Source organism: Mitsuokella sp. AF21-1AC, from assembly GCF_003458855.1.
Lineage (GTDB): Bacteria > Bacillota > Negativicutes > Selenomonadales > Selenomonadaceae > Mitsuokella.
In genome coordinates, this window is record NZ_QRVW01000001.1 from 185,286 (window position 1) to 204,309 (window position 19,024).

Sequence of the window (19,024 nt, forward strand, 5' to 3'; positions counted from 1 at the left end):
CGCTTGCAACTCAATCTATCTAAAAGGAGGCCATCATGAGTTATTCACGTCATATCAACCGAAAAAATGAGCGCCTTGGCGCCAAGAATAAAAGAGAAGCCGAGATAAGTCAGTTGACGCATAAGGTGCTGTCGACGCTGCTGGCCGCAGGGCTCGTGATGAGCCCTACAGCTGTTTTCGCAGCTGATACTTCGCAAATCACGCGTGCCAATGGGGACGACTATGTGGCAGACAAGAATGGCGTATTCAATATCTACGCCCAGCAGTATAACGGTAAGAACAATGCCGTCAATCAGTTTAAGAATTTCCAGCTGGGTGCCAATCAAATTGCCAATATGTATTTCCATACGGAAAAAGACAGTCGGGAAGCACTGAATCTGTTGAACTTCGTGGATACCCGCATCGACATCAATGGTACGCTCAATGCCATCCGCAATAAGCAGATCGGCGGCAACCTGTTTTTCCTGAGCCCCGGCGGCATGGCCGTCGGCAAGAGTGGTGTCATTAATACGGGGTCACTCTATGTGATGGCTCCTTCCTGGTCCCAGGATCTGCTGGATAAAGATCAGAGATCCTATGAAATCCTGAAGGGTAACTTTGCTACAGGAAATTATGGGGATACAGAACTGGAAGCCATTCAGAATGGGTCTGCCAACATCCGAATCAATGCCAGCGGTACCATCAGCGTGCTGGGCAAGATCAATGCCACCAATGAAGTGAAGCTCTATGCCGGCAAAGTGGCGGTGGGCAAGAACCTGACCGATGATACCATCGGTGGTACGGCCGCCGGCGACATCGTAAAAGAAGCGGCCATCACCACGGGCGTCGCTGATTTCTCCCAGATGGTGAAGTTGAGCGACCAACAACAGAAAGACATGGGACTGACGACCAAGCTGACCGCGGCCCAGGACGGCAGCGGGGACGTGGTCCTGTCCGCCCGGTCCGACGCGGCCAACAGCCTGGATCAGGCCTTCAATGACCTGGTGAACACCACCGGGGTTTTGGGCGGCACGGATATCAATATACCCAAGACCATCACGGCCAGCGTGGAAAATTATGGCACCGTGACGGCCGCCGGGGACGCCACCCTGACTGCCAAAGCTACCAATGGTTATTTCAAGGAAGAGGAGGAAACGTATTCCAGCAATGCCAGTGGCTTTGCCCAGACTGTGGCCAAAGTGGACGTGCAGGGGAATGTGACTGCTAAGGGCGCCGTGGACATGAAGGCCAGCGCCGACAATACTTATGTGGATAGCGGCAATTCCCTTACGGATAAACTGGGTGATACCCTCAGTTACGTGGTGCCGGTGAGCGCCAATGTGATGCTGCTGAAAAACGAAGCCAGCGTCACCGTTGGGAAGGATGCCACGGTCACCGGGGATGCGGTGAAGGCGGAGGCTGAGGCCAACCTGGACGGCACCGCCGGTACGGTGGCGGCCGGCAAAAAATATCTCAAAAAGATCCCCAGTGAAATTCCAGCTGCCGGGGTGAGCTATGCCCAGGTGGACAACAACGCCACCGTCCAGATTGACGGCATGGTAAAGGCCACCGGCCAGGATACCACGGACCGTGACGGCAACAAGCAGGAAGCCCTGCAGGTGGAGGCTAACGCCACTTCTTCCGTGACCAACAGTGCCAATGCCTTGGTCAGCGCCGGCCTGCTGGGTGCTGGTTCTTCCAGCATTGTGACCGCTGTGGCGGTGACCAACAGCGACAATAATGCCCAGATCAAGGTGAACGGTACGGCAGAAGCCCAAAAGGGCAGCGTGAAGATGGACGCGGACGCCACCCAGAGCCTGAACACGGCGGCAGCCGCCCAGGCACCGGATACCGCCGTGGGTACGGCAGCTGTGGATGTAATCGTCCACGATGGGGATGCCTCCATCGATGTACAGGGAACGGTGAAGGCTGACCAGGATGTGACCCTTACGGCCACCAACCATACGGCGGAAAATACCCACAGCGCCAACAACAACCTGGGGCAGGGCAAGTTCAAGGCCCAGCTCATGAAAGGGGTTATGAAGGCCGCTGATGTGCAGGGCATCGTAGCCAAGGTCAAGGAAAATCCCCTGGTAAAGGACGCCATGAGCAAGGCTTCCAAAAATACGGGTACGCCTGCTTCCAGCGGCTCCACCAGTTCCAAATCCCTGACGGATACCCTAGGTAACACCCTGTCCGCCGGGGCTGCCATTACCGTGGCCGACGAAACAACTACGGCCCGGGTGAAATTTGGCAAAAATTCGGTGACGGAAGCCAAGAACGGCTCTCTGGAGGTTTCGGCCAACAATACGGTGTATGATACCCTGCTGACCGCTTCCGGCGTCACCAGTACCTTCAAGAATACGGACAGCGATTCTGATACGGTGACCATAGCCGTAGGGACGGTGTTCGGGGGCATGAAGAATTCGGCCAGCGTTACGGTGGAAGACGGAACGAAAGACCAGAAAGCCCAGCTGAAGGCAGGGAAGGACCTTTCCTTGAAGACCAGCACCCGGATGGATTACAACCGGGTGACGGAAATCAAGAAAGGGCTGGATGAGAGCCTCCAGGCTGTGAAAGCAGCCGCCGAAGACATGAAGAACTGGGAGGAGCTCGGTGAATTCGGTGACCTGAAGACCATCTATGACAATCTGGTGACCCTGGAAGGGAAACTGGAAAATATGAGCATCACGTTCTACGAGAACTATCTGAAGCACACCCCCGACGGGACGAACCTGACCGCGGAGGGTACTCTCAATGAAGTGACGAACCTGGCGGCTACCGGCTGGGATCTGTACAACCAGTTCCTGGAACTGCAAAATGCGGCTATGGACCTCTATGCGGATATCCAGGCCCAGGATCCTCTTTTCCAAGCCAAGCAAGAGCTGCGGGATAAGGTGACGAACCTGCTGGCCAGCCCCATGGATGTGGTCAGTTCCTCCATGGAATACCTGAGCCCCAACAACTATGCCAATATCTCGGCGGCGGCTTCGGCCAAAGGCGGCGCAGACACGGCCGTGGCTACGGCGGCTTCCGTCACCGTTTCGGATTTCAACTTCGACAGCCAGGTGAAAGTGGGGAAAAATGCCCAGCTGACCGCCGGAGATACCCTGAAACTGCAGGCGGATGAAGCCATCAAAGACGTGACCATGACCGGCAAGAGCAAATTCTGGCTGAACAATGCGGCCACCGGCAAATCGGACGGGGTGGGGATCGGCGGCAGTTTCGACTACCAGGATTTCGACAACGCTACCCTGGTCCAGGTGGATAAGGGTGCCAGCCTGACGGCCGGGGATATGGCCCTTGCCAGCAACTCTGACGTGTTCCATACCGGGGTCATGCTGTCTGCCGGCAAGGCGGACGGCTCGGCCATCAGCGGCATGATGGCCCTGACCAACAGCGACAGTTCCAACCAGGTGCTGGTGGATAAGGACGCCCTGCTGAAGGCCGTGAAAGATGAGGCCAACAATCGCAAGGGCAGCATTGCCATCACCGGGTACAACAATACCAACGTGAACAATGCCATCCTGTCCCTGTCGGCGGGGAGTGGAGCAGCGGCAGCCGGAATCGCCGTGGCGGTGAACAACATCGACGTGACCAACCGGGCTGCGGTGGAAAACATCACCACCGCTGATGATGACGATGACAAAGGCCAGATCGAAGCCGCCTCCCTCCAGGTGAATGCAGAGACCACCGGCCTGATGAACGCCGTGAGCGTGGCCGGAGGCGTGACCTCCAGCGGCACGGATCCGGAAAAAGGCAAGACGGAAAAGGGCGGCATGGGCAGCGTGGGCAACCTGTTCGGCAAGGTGACGAACCCTGTGGGGACCGTTACTTCTGCCGTAGGGACCGTTTCCAATAAAGTGAAGGATGCCATCACCTGGGTGAACACCGGCGGCAAGAGTCAGGGCGGTACCCAGACCGCAGTGCCCACCCAGTCGGATACGGCGCCTTCCTTCAGCCTGGCCGGGGCCGGGAGCCTTTCCCTGAATCTGGTGGACGATACCACCCAGGCGGTGGTGGACGGCGCCACGGTGAAACTCAATAACGACGGGGCCATGAGCGTGGGCGCCCGGGATACGGCCTATGTGGGGGCTTACAGCGGCGGTGCGGCCATTTCCCTGCGCAAGGGCAAGGGCAGCCAGGACAACACCAGTGTGGCCTTCAGCGGTGCCGTGGGCATGAACTCCATCGACAATACCATCGAAGCCGCCGTGCGCAACAGCACCCTGACCGGGGTGAAGAGCCTGGACATCGAAGCCCTGAGCGGCGGTACCTCCGTAGCGGCCGGTACGGCCCTGGCCCTCACCAAGAGTGGCCAGGCCGGCAACAACTTCGCCGGCGGGGCTTCGGCTTCGGTGAACCTGATCGACAAGGACGTCAAGGCTCTGGCGGAAAACAATGCAGTGACCGGAAAATCGGCCACGGAAAAAGCAAACGTCGACGTGACGGCCTACGAAAGCGACCTGCAGATCACCGGCGGCGTCAATGCGGACGTGGCCATCGGCGGCGGCAATGCAGCCGGCGGCAGCCTGACCGTGGCCAACATCAAGAATAACCTGGAAGCCGGGATCCACGGCGGCACCTATACCAACATCGAGGATACCCAGGTGCAGGGCCTTCTGGCCACCAAACAGATTTCGGCAGCCATCTCGGCCGGCGTGGCTGTGGGCGGCAACGGTACGGACAATGCCTTCACCGGTGCCATGCTCTACAACGGGCTGCACAATACGGTGAGCGCGGACATTGCGGATGGCGCCAACATCACGGCGGATTCCATTGCCGTGAAAGCCCACGATACCACCAGCGGTTCGGCTGAAGCCAAGCCTTATGAGGATAAACTGGGCACCTATCGGGTGAAGGAAAGCCTGCTCCAGGATGCAGGGGTGGATACGGACGGTTCTTCCTATTACAAGACCTCCGATGCTAAAAATGGCCTGGATACAGCCGGTGAAAAAGTGGACTTCGACGGCAACAAGGGCAGCCTCAGCGTGGGCGCCGCCTTTGTGGTGGCCGGGTCCAAAGACAATGCGGCCGGCGCGGCGGTGAACGTGGCCAACCTGGACAATACCTTTACGGCCAAAATCGATGGAGCGACCCTGACGGCCGGTACCATCGCCTCCCAGGCCGAAGCGGACAGCCTGGCGGTGAACGTGACCGCCGGTGTGGCCGCCGGCTCCAAGGACTTCGGCGGCATGGGCAGCGTGACCTGGCAGGATCAGGACAACCGGATCCAGTCCCAGGTGACGGATTCCGCCCTGACCACGGATGACCTGAAGGTGCATGCGTCCAGCAATGCCCAGGCCGTGAACGTGGCCGGTTCCGTGGCCTACGGCAAGACGGCAGGTGTGGGGGCCGCCCTGGCTTACAATGGGCTGGACAACCATATCGGCGCCTACCTGGCCGGAGGCAGCGTAACGGCGAAGACCCCGTCCACTGGCGTGAGCGTGGATGTGGAAGGCAAGAATACGGGCAAGATCTACGGCCTGGGGGCTGCGGTGGCGGCCAGCCAGACGGCAGCCGTGAACGGGACCGTGGTGGTGAACCACGGCGGCAGTGACACGGAAGCCGCTGTAGGGGAAGTGCGCCCTGAAGACGGAAACAACACCGTAAAAGCAACCGCAATCGCAAACGCCAAAGCCGTGAAAGTGAAAGCGGAAAGCGACGATGTGCGGGTGGCTGCTGCCGGGAACGTCAGTGCCAGCGGCAAGGTGGCCCTGGGCGGCGCCGTGGCCTACAACGATGTGGGCGGTGCTTCCGCCAGCACGGAAAAAGCCAGCCAGAAGACCCGGGCAGTCCTGAACAAAACCACCCTGACCCATGTGACCAGCGGGAGTACGTCTGTACAGGCGGTGGATGATTCCACCCTGACCACGGCGGCTGTGGGCGTGGGCGGTGCCGGCAAGGTGGCCGTCCAGGGGGCAGCTGCCACGGCCCTGGTGAACAAGGCTGTGACGGCGGAAGTACAGGACAGCACGGTTGATAAAGATACGGATAAAGGAGCCTATGTGACGGTCCAGGCGGACAGCAAGAGCACCATCAACAGCCTGGCTGTGGTGGGCGCCGGCGGCAGTGACTTTGCCGGCGGTGCCGGGGTCAGCGTGAACCGGATCAACCAGGATACCACGGCTGCCCTGAGCGGCAGCACGGTGAGAGACAGACACACCACCGTGCAGGCGGCAGGAGACTCTGCCATTACGTCCATTGGTGTGGGCGCCGCCGTGGCCGGTAAGGCAGCCCTTGCGGGAAATATTGCCGTGAACCAGATTGGCAACAACGTGAAGGCAGCGGTGACGGGCAGCACCCTGACCAGCAGCGGCAACATCGGTGTACTGGCCAGCGGGAAGGAAACCCTCACCAACTTTGCCGGGACGGTGAGCGGTGCAGCCGGCAATGCCGGGCTGGGCATGGGCGTCAGCTACAATGCCATTACGGGCAATACGGAAAGCACCGTGGAAGACAGTTCCCTGGAGGCCCGGGGCAAGGAAAACGGGACGGTGGGCGACAAGCAGAAGGGCGTGGTCGTGACTGCGTCTGGTCAGCATGCCCTGAACAGCGTGGCTCTAACCGCCGGTTTGGCCGGTTCTGACAATGTGGCCGTAGGGGCCGCCGGCACGGTGACAGTGAACAACATCGGCGGGACCACCCGAGCAGCTGTGACTGGCACGGACATCAATGCCAAGCTGGATAACAGTACGGCTGATGATGTGGCTGTGAAAGCCCAGGATGTGACCACCAGCGAAAGCCATGTGGGGGTCCTGTCTGTGGGCATCGGCGCCGATGGCGGGGCCGGTGTCAGCGCGGCTTCGGATACCCTGCTCCTGAGCCGGAATACGGCTGCGGAACTGAGCGGCACGGATACGGGGAAGAAGACCGTCAACGGCCGGAACGTGGCTGTCACCGCGGACCAGAAGTCTGAGGTCATCACCAATGCGGACGGCGTGGCTGGCGCCGGTGGGGTCTACGGAGCAGGCGCAGTAGCAGCAACGGCTGCGGCCACCAAACTGGATGGCTCCGTGACCGCCACCATGAAGAACATCATCAGCATCAACAAGGGGCTGGAAATCTCGGCCAAACACGACCATAAGACCACCCTGATCAGCGCTTCGGCAGCTGTCAGTGCGGCCATGGCCTCCGGTGCCGTAGGGGCCGGTGTGGGCGTGGTCAACGATGAATTTACCACGGAGGCGGAACTGGCGGGCAGCACGGTTACGGCGAAGAAAGACAGCAGCCTGAGCGATTCCGGCTCTGTGAACGTGGCGGCGGACAGCAGCACCGGCGTAACCACGGTGGTGGCTGGTGTGGCCGGGTCCGTGGGGGCTGCGGCTTCCACCATTTCCGTAAACAATGTGAACAGCCAGACTTCGGCGGTGGTGGACAACAGCACCGTGGGGGCTGAGCAGGACTTCACTGTGGATGCCCATAACAAAGTGACCACCAAATTCAATGCGGCCACTCTCGGCGCGGGCGGTGCCGCCATTGCCACGGGCGTGGGTGTCAACACCATCGGTACCTCCACCCTGGCCAAGGTGAACCAGAGCACCGTCACGGCCCGGAAAGCGGCTGTTGCCTCCAGGGAAGAATTGGACGTGGATCAGAACCTGGTGGGCGCTACGGTGGGCGGCCTGGGCATCAATGCCAACGTGATGGTGACCTCCATCGGCACCAAACTGGCGGATACCTACGGCAGCAGCGATAACAAGGGAGCTTCCTTTGATACCGCTTCTGTGTTGGCGAAGGCCAATACGGCCCTGGATTCTCAGAAAACGGCTACTACGGATGACACCACTGCCAGCAGCAAAGTGGTCAAAGACACCCTACACAACACGGATACGGGTGTGGCGACCACGGATGCTTCCGGCGTGACCGCTTCTTCCGGCAAGAGTGATGCCAAAGGCACCCAGGTGGCGGTGACGAACTCTGCCATCACCACGGCAGATACGCTGGACCTCAGCGCGGATCGCAAGACCAATGCCCAGATTACGGCGGCTTCGGCCAGCGTTTCGGGGTCGCTGGGGCTCAGTGCGACGGTTGCTGTTTTGGATGCGAAGAAAGATGCCGGCGTCAGCATCAGCGGCAGTACGCTGCAGGCGAATAATGCGCTCTCTGTAACGGCTGACCAAAGCGGCAAGACGAGCATCGATGCTTATCAGGCGAACATCGCCGGTGTAGCGGCTGTCAGTGCGGCCTATGCCCAGAGCAGCTCCAGCGGTGAGACGACAGTCGAAGCCGTGGATTCCACGCTGACTTCCGACAACAAAGATATCACGATGAAGGCAGCGGACGCGTCCCGGACGGCGTCGTCGGTCTACGGCGCTACGGCAGGCCTCGTGACGGCCGGAGCCCTTGTATCCGAGGCCGATAATACCAGTAATACGAATCTTGCCATCAAGGGAAGTACTCTCGAAACGGCGCAGGGAACGGCTGACTTGCAGGCCGATAAGGTCAATGTGGTGTCTGCCAGAACGTACGGTGGTTCTTTTGGCCTGGCCGGTGCCAACGGCGTCGTCGCCATGGCAAGTGACGAGGGCGTATCCAAGATTCTCATCGCGCAGAGCGACAGCAAGAAAAAAAGTGCTTTTAGTGGCCAGACGGCAAGCCTGCAGGCCACGACCCGTCCGGCCGTTACGGCGGAAACGGGCAGCCTCTCTGTTGCCCTTCTCAGCAGTGCCAGTGCGTCTGTAGCAACGGCCTCTGCCAAAGGCGAGGCCGGCGTCCAGGTAGCTGACGGCACGACTTTCGATGTTGACAAGGCAGCAATCACAGCCAGCGCTGAAAGCCAGAATGGAGAAAACAACAGTGAAGCCAAGGTCAAGGGCTTTGCAGCGGCTGGCCGCGGTACGGCCGTCGTCAATACGGCAACAGCCAATACGGACATCGATACAGATGTGACGATGGGCAAGGTTTCCTTCAAAAAAAATAAGGGAACGGCTCTGAACGTTACCTCAGCCAATACGACGCAGACTGCAGCCGATGCCCGCGGCATCACTGTCGGCGGACTTTTTGCCAGTGGTACGAATCTAGCCTATACGGGAAGCGGCATGGAAAACGATGCCAATACGGCAGCCATCACGCTGACTGGCGACCAAGCACAGCTAAAGTCCCTGACCGTCAATGCCAGCGGTACGACGCACAATCTGACCACGGCCGACGGCAGCGGCGGTGGTATGATCAGCGGCGACCTGGCCGGCGCAGTGGACAACAAGACGTATACGGGCAGTAAGGTTACCCTGAAAGGCAGCTGGGATGTGAACGGTGACGTGACTATCCAGTCGGCTCAGACGGACCATATGGACCTGAACGCCGATGCCACGAAGGCAGCCATCGTCGGTGCCAGTGCCACCAAGGCTGATAATACGGCCAGCGGTGCTGCTGATGTGATATTGACGGGCAGCCAGATCACCAGTAGCGGCACGCTCACGGCCAAGGCGGACAGCAAGGCAAATCTCGGTCAGAACAAGACGTATGCTGTTGAAGGCAGCGGGTATGGCGGTGTTGCAGTGCAGGGCGCCAAGCTCAATAATACGGTGAACCGCACGGCCACTGTGGATGCCGGCCATGCGTCCCTTGCGAGCAGCGGCAGCCAGACCCTGGCAGCTGAATCGGGCGGCAAGATCAATGCGGCCGGCTATATCAAAGCAGCCGGTGCCGGCGCAGCTACCTGGGTGGATGTAGATAATACCCTGACCAGCCAGAATACCATCACGACGGATGGGAAGACGTCCCTGCGCACGGATACGGCGGCTGGCGATATCACTCTGTCGGCTTCGGACGACTGGGCTGTGACGGCCAAAGGCGTGGCCGATACCCAGGGCGGGGCCGTCGGTGGCGCTTCGTCGGATGTGAAGAACACCCTGCAGCGGACCAACAAAGTCGATGTTCAGGGCAAAGTCTACAGCCTGAATGATGTCAATCTCTATGCGGGCAAAGACGCGAATGGTGCCATGGACAACCTGGACCTTACTGTCGAATCGGAAGCCTACAACAAGACGGCTCTTTCTGTAGCCGTTCCGAAATTCAAGGATACCCTGATTCAGGCAAACCAGGTCGTCGTCGGCCAGGGAGCTGATGTCGCCGGTGTCCGCCATGTCAATGCCTATGCCGATGAAGCCGACAAATACCTGCGGGAGCAGTCTGTGAAGTACACCTGGTATCACAGCGATGCCAAGGAAAATTTCACGAGCACGTCCGTGGGTAAAAAGTCCGACAGTATCAACGACAAGACGGATAACTATGTACAGATTGACGGCAAGGTAACGGCCGGCGCACAGAACAAGCAGAAAATCGTCATCGGCGGGTCGGGACAGATTGTTGTCCTCGATAAAGACGAACTGGCCGCCGTTCAAGCCGTCAAGGGACAGGAAAAGGCTGTCCAGCGGCCGACAATCGAAGCTTCGGATAACATTGATACGTCGCAGATTACCTATGCGAGCATCGACTACGCCAATGCCCTGATGGCACGTTACTATGAATTGTCTACGCTTATCGGCCAGTACAGTGACAGCAAGGACCTGACGGCGCTGAAAGGCTACCAGGATGAGCAGACGCGCATCTATAATGAACTCAACGACCTCGGCCTTCTTTCCAAGGCAACCGGGGCAGACGGCAAGGAATATCTGGTTCCTGTCAGCGGGCTTACGGTGGATACCATCGTCCTGCCGGATATCGTCGCTTCGGGCGGCAATATCGTGGTGGAAGCAGGCAGCCTGAAGGGCGCCGGTACGCTGAAGGCACAGGGAAGTCCGGAAGTCACCGTGGAAAACCATACGAATCTTTATATGAAAGTGGGGGATGTGAAGGCAGTCAATCCGGGCGGCGAAATCCATTACAACGGCCAGTCCCTGGCTAAGGACGCTGCTGCCGTTATCAAGAGTGCCAATCAGGACAAGGCCGCTGCCGTCAACCTGACGGTCAGCACCGATGCTGCCACCAGCACCGGCGGCACGGTCACCATCAAGAGTGATTACGGCACGTCTGCCATCAAGGCAAAAATCGATGAAGTCGATGCAGAGGGCAAGAAGACGGGCAAAAAAATTGATGCTGAGCTTGTCCCGAAGGCCGATATCGAAATCAACGGCAATGTGGAGGCGGAAAATGGCGTCGTCACGGTAGAGGATAAGAACTACAATATTCTCCTGCAGGGCGAGGGCAGCCGCACGGCGGAAGTCAACGGCAAGGAAATCCACCTGACGGCCGGCAAGAGCATCAGCCAGGGCTTTACCCAGGGCATCGTCAACATTGGCGGCAACCCGGAAGAGCTGTACAAAAACAAGTATTTCAACAGTGATGTGAATGATTTCAATGGAACCTATGGTTATGAAACCACGAGACGGATTCATGATGAAGATCGGACGCATGATGAGATGCTCAACGGCAGCGGCTCGCGCATTGCCGGCGACAACATCTACATCAACGCATCGGACATCAATGTCAACGGCCTGATCCAGAGCGGCTATGGCAAATACGAAGTCACCATTGACGATACGGTAACGCCGAAAGTCCAGAACTTGAATCGCAGTTGGGCACTCATGGGCAAACAGGATCTGTCCGATGCGGTCATCACGACAGGATCGTATTATCTTGTACAGCAGGGCGGCAAAGTCCTGCAGTCGGACGGTACCTATAAGTACCAGCCCGATGTCTACTACAATCCATCGACGCAAAAACTGGTCATCCCCGATATCGATGCCCACGGCGGCAAGATTTATCTGAGTGGCCGCATTTCCAGCACGGGCAACGGGAAAATCGTTGCGCTGGATGGTGCCTATGATATCAGTGTGACCAATCCGACGAAAACGGATCTGCAGGTGGGCAAGCTAATCAGCAACAAGAATGATGGCCTGATCAGCATTGCTGATTCTTCCACCAACCGGCTGACGGAATACACCCGCGGCAGCACGGTGGTCAAGGACCTGACAAAATGGGATAAGACCACAGGCGACTGGAAGGTACTCAGCACCAGCGGGGCTTCTTCGCAGTACAATCCGCAGGAGAATCTGCGCTACAACTGGACCAGCGGCCAGAAAGTCACGACGAGAAAACATTATAAGCATGACCATAAAGCAGGCCTCTGGGGAGCCGTCACGACGCTGAATGAAACGGAACTGGAGAAGTATGAACAGGAAATCACGCCGCAGGATATGGGTCATAATACCTTTACCAATGATAACGGCGTCTATATCGACACGAGCAGTCTCACGAACAAGGACAAACAGTATGTCTTTGTTTACGACAATGTCGTCCTGAACAATTCCCGGACGCAGCCGGTCGTCACCGAGCGCTGGAAGACGGGCTTCTTAGGCTGGTTCCATTGGGAACGCACCGAATGGGATACCAACACGGGTACGGCCCAGCAGTATGTGGGCAGTGTCAAGGCGGATCACGGCATCAATATCGGCTTCCTTGGCAATCAGAATGGCAATTCGGCCATCAATGTGACGAGTCAGGCTGGTGTCACCCTGGCCGGCAGGATTCAGTCCAGCCAGAGCGGTGCGGGCTCGACCATCGCCATCACTTTGCAGGAAGGTGCCATCAACCAGAAGGGCGGCCTGCTCAAAGGCGACAACATCAAGCTCAGTGCCAAAACCGGCCTGACGAATATTGCCATCGAGTCCCTTGGCGATACGGTGAAAATCGACGCGGCCAATACCGGCAGCGGCAATATGAACATTACCGTTGACGGTGCCTATGGCAAAGCAGGTCATGTGGATCTCGTTCAGGCGAAGAACTCGAAGGGTGATGTCAGTCTGACCGTTTTGGGCAATCTGACCCAGAATGGCACAGCTGCGGCTGTGGAGGGCAATCGTATTGATCTCGTGAGCCGGCAGGGAAGCATCGGTACGGATACGTCGGCCTTGAAGGTGAAAACACCGGATACCGCTGTGGACGCGCTGAACCCGCTTTCCAGCAGTGTCAACGTCACGGCCAAAGGCAATATCCATCTGGCCGAAGACAGCGATATGCGTGTCGGCATCATCCAATCCACGGACGGCGATGTGAAGCTGAATGCGGCGGGCAGCCTCATCGATGCCCTGCCCAGCGGCGATATCATTGACCGCGGCAATACGGCAACCCTCGTCCAGGGCTGGAAAGACCTGGGCCTGATCGAAGGCGATGGCCAGTACAAACAGAAACAGGCAGAAGACGTGGCTGAATACAAGGCCGGCGTCCAGTCTGAAATGGAGCAGTATCTCAAGCTGAAGACTGCTTATGAAAACAATGAAGAAGCAGCCAGAAACGATGCCAACTATCAGGTTCTGAAAGACCGCTATGGCGATTATACCAGTGCTGACGACTACCTGGCTAAAAGCGATACAGCCCAAAATCATCTGGCTGATCTGCAGAAGGCCGGCGCCGGTTGGACGGAGAATGAACTGCTCTATGCCATCAGCGATGCCATTGTCAATAAGCAGCAGGGCAGCACGGATACGGAGCTCAAGCAAGCCAGCATCTCCGGCAACAATATCACACTCCAGGCCAAAAACATCGGCTCGGACAAGGCGGCCGAAGATGTGCTGGTCAAGGATATTACCACGGATGCACGTCTCGATGACTTGAAGAAAGTCGTCAATGCCAACGTTTCGGATGTAGGCTATACCGAAAATGACAAGGGAGAGAAAGTGTTCCGCATCTACGGCAAGGTGCCTGTGGGCATCGAAGCCAAAGGGGAACTGAATGTCCAGTCCGATGGCAATATCTATGTAGCCGGCCGTACGTCCGGTGAAAATAAGGATACGGTCCTGAAACTGGGCAACGTAACGACCAACACGGGTGATATCCGCATTCTGGGCAAAGCCGGCGTGACCAACTCCCTGACGGATGGCAGTGCCAACTTGAAGGGCAAGGATCTCATCCTCGAAGGTGGCAGTGCTGACATCGGTACGGCAGATAAGAAAATTGCCGTCGACCTGACGGGCAGCCTGTCTGCTCTGACAGAAGGCAGTATGTATATCAGCAGTGTGGGTGGCCACAATCTGCAACTTACCGGTCTCTATGCCGGCAAGGACATGGTACTCGATTCCACGAAGGACATCCTCATGAGCCCTGCCGCTTCGGCACAGGCTTACCTCAATGCCGGTAGTCTGCTTGATCTGAAGGCAGCGGGCAGCATCGGTGCGAAGGACAGCGGCGTACGCATCCTGGGGAATGGCACGACCATCAATGCCGAAACGAAAGATGGCAACATCTACCTGGCCGGCAAGAGCAAGGCCGGGGAAACAGAAGGACTCCTGCTGCTCGGCACCCTGAAGACTGTTCCTAGCCATACGATTTCGGTTGCTTCTGAAACCAGCTTGAGCCTTGGCAAAGATGACGAAACATCGCCGCTGGACAGCCAGGTAACGGCCGATGCGGTGAGCCTGTCCAGTGACAGCTCCATCAACCTGGCCAAAGGCAGCCTGACCACGGATAACCTGGCCCTGAAGGCCGGAGGATATATCAGCCAGACTGCGGGCCATGCCATTGCGGCACCCACGGTCAGCCTGGATGCGGTTTCCGGTATTGACCTGAAGAGTGGGGCCGAGTTGGCTGCGGATAAGGTGTTCAACGACTTCCAGTCCGTGACCGTGAAGAACGGCAGCGATGCCACCGATGTGATTATCGGCAGCGGCGGCAGCAAAGATCTGACCGTTTCCTTCAACAATGACAGCAAGGCCAAGAACGTCACCGTCCACAACTACAAGAACGGTGAAGTGAATAACCTGACTGTCAACGGGCCGGTGACGGTTGCAGAAGGCATCAGCCTGATCAATGATGAGGCCGATTTGAAAACCAGGGGAACCCTCACCGTAGGCAGCGGCCGGCTCCATGAATACGCAGTCGGGGCGCTGGAGAATGAAGACGCCCTGACCGGAGAGGACATCATTCTGAACTCCACCAAGGGCATGACCAACAAGAGCCTGATTGCCACCAACCAGGTGGAATTGACGGCAGCCGATGACATCCTCAACCAGGGCATCGTACAGGCAGGTACCTATGTAAGCATGAAATCCGATACCGGCAGCATCACCAATAAAGGCGATGTGGAAGCCAAAGACGGCGGCGTGACCATGGACGCCAAGACTGACCTGAACAACCAGGGAGCCGTAACGGCCAGCCAGAGTGTGAACCTGAAATCCGATACCGGCAGCATAACAAACAAAGGCAATGTGGAAGCCAAGGGCGGCGATGTGGCCATGGACGCCAAGACGGACCTGCGCAACCTGGGCGTGGTGAAAGCCAGCCAGGATGCAGGGCTGAAATCCGGCGGCAGCATGGCCAACGAACAGGCAGTGACGGCCGGACGGAATCTCACGATGGACGCCGGTACGACGCTGACCAACGGCGGAGCGCTGACGGCTGAAAACGGTGCAGTCAGCCTGACCTCCCAGAAGGAACTCCTCAACAAGGCCAATGTACAGGCAGGTACGTCTGTGACCATGACCTCCGCCGGCAGTAGCATCACCAATGCTGGTGCTGTTACGGTCGATCAGGGTGTGACCATGACGGCTGGTGATTCCATCGCCAACCAGGCTGCCGTGCAGGCCACCAAGGCCGCCATCAGCCTGACAGCCCAGAAGGACATTACCCAGACGGGCAATGTCTTGGCAGGGACCAGCGTCCTTATGGACAGCCAGAACAAGGGCAATATCCTGGTAACTGGAGATGTGGTTTCCGGAACGGATACCCGCATGAAGACCAAAGACGGCAGCATTACCGTGGGCACCGCCGGACAGAAAAATACTGTCCAGGCAGGCACTACGGCAGAGCTGACCAGCGAAACCGGCGACATTACCGTCTACGGTACGGTAACGACCAAGAATGGTGCCAAACTCCAGGCTGCCAACAAGGGCAGCATCCTCATCGACGGCGACCTGCTGGCCACAGAAAGCGGCAACGCGGAAGCCTTGACCAAAGATGGGAATATCACCATCAATGGGAAGACAAAAGCTGAAACCGGTGATGTCAAGGCCTTGACGGAAAAGGGGAACGTACACATTACCGGGCAGATGGATGCCGGGCAAAATGTGACGGCCCAGTCCGACAACGGCAGCGTTTCCATCGGCGGTACTGTTACCGGCGGTACCTCCGTAACGACCCAGGCCACGAAAGGGAACATCTCTGTCAATGGCTCTATGGAAGCCAAAGGCGGAGACCTGCATCTCCAGGCTTCGGACAGTCAGAAATCCTCTGACAAGGGTAATATCGATGTCAAAGGTACGCTGAAAGCCAGCCAGGCTGTAGCGGTTTCGACAGATGATGGTTCCATCACCATCGGGACGTCGGATAAGAACGGTACGGTTGATGCCGGTACGACAGCTACGCTGACGACCGTGAATGGACCGATCACCGTTTATGGGACGGTAACGGCCAAGAACGGTGCCAAACTCCAGGCAACAAAGTCCGGTGCCATTTCGCTTAAAGGCGATTTGCTGACTACGGACAGTGGCAACGCCGAGGCTCTTAGCCAGGATGGCAACATTGAAATCCAGGGCAAGGTTGAGTCGAAACACGGTGAAGCTGCGGTCAAGACGAAGCATGGCAGCGTGAACGTCAACGGCCAAATGCATGCGGCTCAGAACGCAGTAGCTGAGTCCGGTGATGGCAATGTCACGATTGATGGCACGGTTGTCGCCGATACCGGCAATGCTATGGCCCGTACGGATCACGGCGACGTGAACGTCAAAGGCCTGATGAAGGCCGGAAACGATGTGATGGCTCAGTCCGACCGCGGCAGCGTTACGATTGATGGCAGCCTGACCAGCGGCCATGCCACTTTGGCCCAGGCCACCGGCGGCGATGTTTCCATCCAAGGCGATGTGACCAGCGGTACGTCTGCAGAAATGCTGGCGACGAATGGCAGCGTCGATGTTACGGGGAATATCGGTAGCGGCACCTCCGTCACGGCGAAAGCCACGGAAGGCAATGTCACCATCGGTGGCTCGTTAGTCTCGAAGAATGGCGATACGATGCTTTCGGCAACGGACAGCCAGGTTCTCGATGACAAGGGCAATATCAAGGTAACAGGCAATGTCGATTCGTCGGCTGACATCAAGATGATGACGGAAAACGGCAACATCGAAGTCGGCGGCACGACGACGGCGGCGCAGAACATCCAGGCAAAAGCCGATAAGACGGGGGCTATCCTCTTTATCGGCGATGCTCAGGCTGTTGCGGGCAATCTGCAGGCCGAGACGAAGGCTGGCAACATCACATTTGCGGGTCGGGCTCAGAGTGGCGATGATCTTGCTGCCAAGACGGAGAACGGCGACATCGGTTTCGCGGGCCAGGTTCAAAGCGGCAACAATCTGACGGCTGAAACGGCAACTGGTGATATCACCTTTGCCGGACAGACTGCCAGCGGCCGGGATTTCATGGCTGTGACGAGGAACAAGGGCAACATCACCTTTGATGGGCTCGTCAGTGCCGGACAAAATCTCATGGCTGATGCCGTTCAGGCTGGCACGATTACTTTGCACAAGGACGTCAAGGCTGGCCGCGATGCGACACTGAAGGTGAATGATGGCAATATGCTGTTTGTCGGCAATGATGCGCAGCAGCTGGAGGATATCCATCTGACGGCTGATGAAGGAAATGTCTTGCTCCAGGTCACGGGCACGGGCGATATCAAAGATACACATCGCCAGCAGAATGGTGACCGCGGCTTCGTCAACGCGACGAATGGCAATGTCATGATCAAGCACGAGGGCACGGGAGATGTCGACCTTTACGGCATCTATGCCAAGAAGGATGCCGCGATTGAACTCAAGAACGGCAGCCTTTACCTCGACAACGTCGATGGCGATCTCGTGGCGATGTTTGTCCGCAATCCAGAGAAAAACATGGATGTCGAGCATATTACGGCCGGCACGCAGATTGCGGCTTCGGGCGCGGATATCGGCATTGAAGATATCCTGCAGCGTGAGGACGCCGATGATCTGCTGACGATTACGCCGAATGGCGTCAGGGAGGATGTGCCAATTCAGAACCTCCATATCGGCAACATCCGCACGAATAGCGGCAGCGGTGTGCGCTTCGAGCATCTGTGGCTGGAGAACGGCGATGTCACCGTCAGCCAGGGCAAGCTTTTCGTTGACAAGCTCCATGTCCTCAATAAGGCAACCTTTAGCAACGGCATGATGACGACCGACGTATTCGGTACAGCGCCCGTTTATGATCCGGCGGTTTCCAGCGCCTATTGGAACGATATCAACAAGAATCGTCCGCAGGATCATCTGGATGAGTGGCTCAGCAAGGCGTCGTCGCCGCGCTGGACGTACCTGCGCTTCTACGGTCAGAGCCGCACGCAGTTCAGCAACGGCAACCTGCTCAATCTGCAGGACCACTATTACGTCTACAGAGAGCGCTATACGCAGACGGATTGGCTGCGCATGAATACGGACCACGAGCCGTATAACTTCTACGAGACGTATTACCATCCGGCTCTGTCGTACCATGAGCGCTACAACCTGCTCGATACGTCGGACCTCCTGTCCTGGCATCCAGATCAGGCAGAGTCGTCAGAAATCGATGTGGACGCTTAAGAGCTGTCGAGAAGAAAGGAAGGAATACCATGAATCCAAAAGCAGAATCATTCCGTAAATACCTTGATACGAAGGGCCTGCGTGCCTTTCAGAGCGAGGAAATCCCAGACGACGAGTTCCAGACGGTGGTGTTCCGTTCGTTTGCCGATATCCACGGGGCGCGCCTGCCTGTAGCCGTGATCCTTGACACGAGCATCTACGGAATTATCCGTTTCCTCGTGGCGCCGAAGGCCGTACAGGAAGAGACGCAGGAAGAGCTCCTGGCTTTCATCAACGGTTACAACAAGAAGTACAAGTCTTTTAAGTATTACCTCGATGACGAGGGCAACCTCGTGCTCGATACCTGCCTGCTCTACAAGGACGATGCGGTGGATGGCGACATGATCTACACGATGTTCGACGTCATCCTGCACCATCTGAATGAGTCGTATCCGAAGCTCATGAAGATTATCTGGGATTGAGGCAAGTGTCAGCAGGGCAATAAAAAAGGGGCTGTGAAATAACAGATCCCCAAAAACAAGAGG

Annotated in this window: 2 protein-coding genes; both read left to right on the plus strand. The window is 57.6% G+C overall.

Features of this window, described 5'->3' with window-relative positions; all coding sequences use genetic code 11:
• The first annotated feature begins 35 nt into the window (after nt 1–35).
• Nucleotides 36–18,500 (plus strand): leukotoxin LktA family filamentous adhesin, encoded by an 18,465-nt coding sequence (locus DWX75_RS00925; protein ID WP_118014002.1) that lies wholly within the window; start codon nt 36–38, stop codon nt 18,498–18,500.
• A 29-nt stretch (nt 18,501–18,529) separates the two neighbouring features.
• Complete coding sequence (locus DWX75_RS00930) at nt 18,530–18,961, plus strand: YbjN domain-containing protein (RefSeq protein WP_118014004.1); 432 nt, start codon at nt 18,530–18,532, stop codon at nt 18,959–18,961.
• The last annotated feature ends 63 nt before the right edge of the window (nt 18,962–19,024 follow it).